Raw genomic sequence first — 3,970 nt, forward strand, 5'->3', positions numbered from 1 at the left:
GCCGGGCCTTCGCCCGCCGCCACGACGATGTCGGCGCGGCCGTCGCGCAGCGCCTCCCAGGTGCCTGTGAGCGCCTCGCAGCCGATGCGCAGGCGCGTGCCGCAGTGCAGGTCCTCGAAGGCGCAGATGTCCTGGTTGAACGCGCTGGTGGGGATGAGCGAGTCGTGCACCAGCCGCAGCTCCGATTCGAACCCCGTGGCGATCTGCCGCATGCGCGATTCGAGCTGGTGCGCGGCCGTGAGCAGCCAGCGGCCTTCCTTGAGCATCTCCTGCCCCGCGGGCGTGAGCGCCACGCGCGGGCCGTTGCGGGTGAAGAGGGCGATGCCGAGTTGTTCCTCCAGCTTGCCGATGGCATAGGAGATGGTGGACGGCACCTTGTGCAGGCGCTCGGAGGCGCCGGCGAACGAGCCGTGGCGGGCGATGGCGTCCACCAGTTCGATGGCTTCGAGGGTGAGTTTCAGCATGGGGGCAGGCCGGGGGATTGAATCATCGAAATTATCGATGATGGACGGCCAAACCTTTCAACCTGCGCCCCATCACGGCGCGGGATACTTTCTTCACCGCAGCACTGAAGCCCAATGAAATCGAGGCGATTTCAGCGACAGGCCCCCAGTGTGAATTTCATCGAAGAAACCGAAAGGAAACGCACCATGCTCGACATCCGCAAAGCCCACCAGCGCGGCAACGCCAACCACGGCTGGCTGCATTCGCACCACACCTTCTCGTTCGGCCATTACCGCGATGCCAACCAGCAAGGTTTTTCGGACCTGCTGGTCATCAACGACGACCGCGTCGCGCCGGGCAAGGGCTTCGGCACGCACCCCCACCGCGACATGGAAATCTTCTCCTACGTGCTGGAAGGCGCGCTGGAACACCAGGATTCGATGGGCACCGGCTCGGTCATCCGCCCCGGCGACGTGCAGATGATGAGCGCCGGCACCGGCGTGCGCCACAGCGAGTTCAACCACTCGGCCGACGAACCCGTGCACTTCCTGCAGATCTGGATCGTGCCCGGTGTGACCGGCGCCACGCCCCGCTACCAGCAGGTGCACTTCAGCGAAGCCGAAAAGCGCGGCCGGCTGCGGCTGATCATTTCGCCCGAAGGGACCGACGGCTCGCTGGCCGTGCACCAGGATGCCCGGGTGCATGCCGGCCTGTTCGATGGCGACGAGGCCGCCGAGCTGGACGTGGGCCCCGGCCGCAACGTGTATGTGCACGTGGCCCGCGGCAGCCTGGAGGTGAACGGCGAGCGCCTGTCCGAAGGCGACGGCGCCCGCATCCGCGACGCTGGCGCCCTGCGCTTTGCCAGGGGCGAAGGTGCCGAGGTGCTGGTGTTCGACCTGCGCCCCAACGAGCTGCCCGCCATGCCGCACTGACCGGTGAGGGGCGGCGGCACCGCCGCCCCGCCTGCCTTCTTTCTTGTCTTTCGATTCCCCGTTTTTTTGTTTTCTCTCCTCCATTCACTCGATCCACCCAGGAGTTTTGCCATGACCGCCACCGCCACCCGCATCAACGCCGCCGCCAAGCCCGTCGCCACCGCCACACCCGGCGCCACGCTGCTGAACCCGCAGGACCACACGCTGGTGATGATCGACTTCCAGTCGCAGATGGCCTTCGCCACGCATTCGATCGATGCGATCACGCTGCGCTCCAACGCCGGCCTGGTGGCCAGCGCGGCGGCGGGCTTCGGCGTGTCCACGATCCTGACCACCGTGGCGGAAAAGAGCTTCAGCGGCCCGATGTTCGAGGAGGTGACCGCGCCGTTCCCCGGCCAGGCGCTGCTGGATCGCACGTCGATGAACACCTGGGAAGACGAGGCCGTGATCCGCCGCATCAACGAGATCGGCAAGCCGCGCATCGTGCTGGCGGGCCTGTGGACCAGCGTGTGCATCGTGGGCCCGGCGCTGTCGGCGCTCGACCAGGGCTTCGAGGTGTACGTGATCGCCGATGCGAGCGGCGACATCTCCACCGAGGCCCACCACCGCGCCATGGAGCGCATGGTGCAGGCGGGTGCGCGGCCCATCACGGCGCTGCAGTATCTGCTGGAGCTGCAACGCGACTGGGCGCGCACGGACACGTACGACATGACGACCGGCATCGCCAGAAAGTTCGGCGGCGGCTACGGCCTGGGCATCACCTATGCCAAGGCCATGTTCAACGCCCACGAGGGTTGAAAAGAGCGCACCCTTCGCATTGCCGATCCCCCAAGGAGCCTGCCCATGACCCCGCCCACCCCTCCCGACCTGATCCTGTACAACGGCCGCTTCACCACGCTGGACCGCGCCAACCCCGCGGCCAGTGCCGTGGCCATCGCGCAGGGGCGCTTCACCCACGTCGGCATGGACCGTGACGTGCTGGCGATGGCCGGGCCGGGCACGCGGCGGATCGACTTGAACGGCCGCAGCGCGCTGCCGGGCCTGATCGACAACCACCTGCACATCATCCGCGGCGGGCTCAACTTCAACATGGAGCTGCGCTGGGACGGCGTCAAAAGCCTGGCCGATGCCATGGGCATGCTGCGGCGCCAGGTGGCGGTCACGCCCGCGCCGCAGTGGGTGCGCGTGGTGGGCGGGTTCACCGAACACCAGTTCGCGGAGAAGCGCCTGCCCACCATCGCCGAACTGAACGCCGTGGCGCCGGACACGCCGGTGTTCATCCTGCACCTGTACGACCGCGCGTTGCTCAACGCCGCCGCGCTGCGCGCCGTGGGCTACACGTGCGACACGCCCGCGCCGCCCGGCGGCGAGATCGTGCGCGATGCGGCCGGCAACCCCACCGGGCTGCTGCTGGCCAAGCCCAATGCGGCCATCCTCTACGCCACGCTGGCCAAGGGCCCCAAGCTGCCGCATGCATACCAGGTGAACTCCACGCGCCACTTCATGCGCGAGCTGAACCGCCTGGGCGTGACGGGCGCCATCGATGCGGGCGGCGGCTTCCAAAGCTACCCCGACGACTACCAGGTGATCCAGGAACTGGCCGATGCCGATCAGCTCACCATCCGCCTGGCCTACAACCTGTTCACGCAAAAGCCGAAGCAGGAAAAGGAAGACTTCCTGAACTGGACGGCCACGTCGCAGTACAAGCAGGGCACGGACTACTTTCGCCACAACGGCGCGGGCGAGATGCTGGTGTTCTCGGCGGCGGACTTCGAGGACTTCCGCCAGCCGCGCCCCGACATGGCGCCCGAGATGGAGGACGACCTCGAAGGGGTGGTGCGCATCCTGGCGCACAACCGCTGGCCCTGGCGCATGCATGCCACCTACGACGAGACCATCGAGCGCGCACTCGACGTGTTCGAGAAGGTCGATCGCGACACGCCCCTGGCCGGCCTGAACTGGTTCTTCGACCATGCCGAGACCATCTCGGAAAAGTCCATCGACCGCATCGCCGCTTTGGGCGGCGGCGTGGCCGTGCAGCACCGCATGGCCTACCAGGGCGAGTATTTCGTCGAGCGCTACGGTGCCGGCGCGGCCGAGGCGACGCCGCCCGTCAAGCGCATGCTGGACAAGGGCGTCAAGGTCTCGGCCGGCACCGATGCCACCCGCGTGGCCAGCTACAACCCGTGGGTGTCGCTGTCGTGGCTCATCACGGGCAAGACCGTGGGCGGCCTGCAGATCACGCCGCAGCGCAACTGCCTGGACCGCGAAGCGGCGCTGCGGCTGTGGACCGAGAACGTCACCTGGTTCAGCAACGAAGAAGGCAAGAAAGGCCGCATCCAGGCCGGCCAGCTGGCGGACCTGACCGTGCCCGACCGCGACTTCTTCGCCTGCCCCGAATCCGACATCGCCGACACCACGGCGCTGCTCACGGTGGTGGGCGGCAAGGTGGTGTATGGCGCCGGTGATTTCGCCCGCTTCGACGACGCGGCACCGCCGCCCGCCATGCCCGACTGGTCGCCCGTGCGCACCTTCGGCGGCTATGCCGGCTGGGGCACGCAGGAGGGCGCGCCGCTGCAGGCCGTGGTGCGCCG

General features: G+C 67.9%; 4 protein-coding genes. 3 read left to right on the plus strand and 1 reads right to left on the minus strand.

Annotated elements, in window-relative coordinates; genetic code table 11:
• Window positions 1-464, minus strand: a 464-nt coding sequence (locus AC27IQ_RS19960) for a LysR family transcriptional regulator (RefSeq protein WP_487090525.1), incomplete at its 3' end; no start/stop codon positions are given.
• 186 nt (window positions 465-650) lie between these two features.
• Between AC27IQ_RS19960 and AC27IQ_RS19965 the strand changes: the two genes are divergently transcribed.
• From AC27IQ_RS19965 to AC27IQ_RS19975, 3 genes are all read left to right on the plus strand, one after another.
• On the plus strand, window positions 651-1,376 hold the full coding sequence (locus AC27IQ_RS19965; RefSeq protein ID WP_317355187.1) for a pirin family protein: 726 nt from the start codon (window positions 651-653) through the stop codon (window positions 1,374-1,376).
• A gap of 111 nt (window positions 1,377-1,487) precedes the next feature.
• Window positions 1,488-2,174 (plus strand): hydrolase, encoded by a 687-nt coding sequence (locus AC27IQ_RS19970; protein WP_272566992.1) that lies wholly within the window; start codon window positions 1,488-1,490, stop codon window positions 2,172-2,174.
• Between the two features lie 45 nt (window positions 2,175-2,219).
• Window positions 2,220-3,970, plus strand: a 1,751-nt coding sequence (locus tag AC27IQ_RS19975) for an amidohydrolase (RefSeq protein ID WP_487090526.1), incomplete at its 3' end; no start/stop codon positions are given.

The sequence above is a fragment of the Acidovorax sp. KPB24-07 genome, from assembly GCF_057543315.1.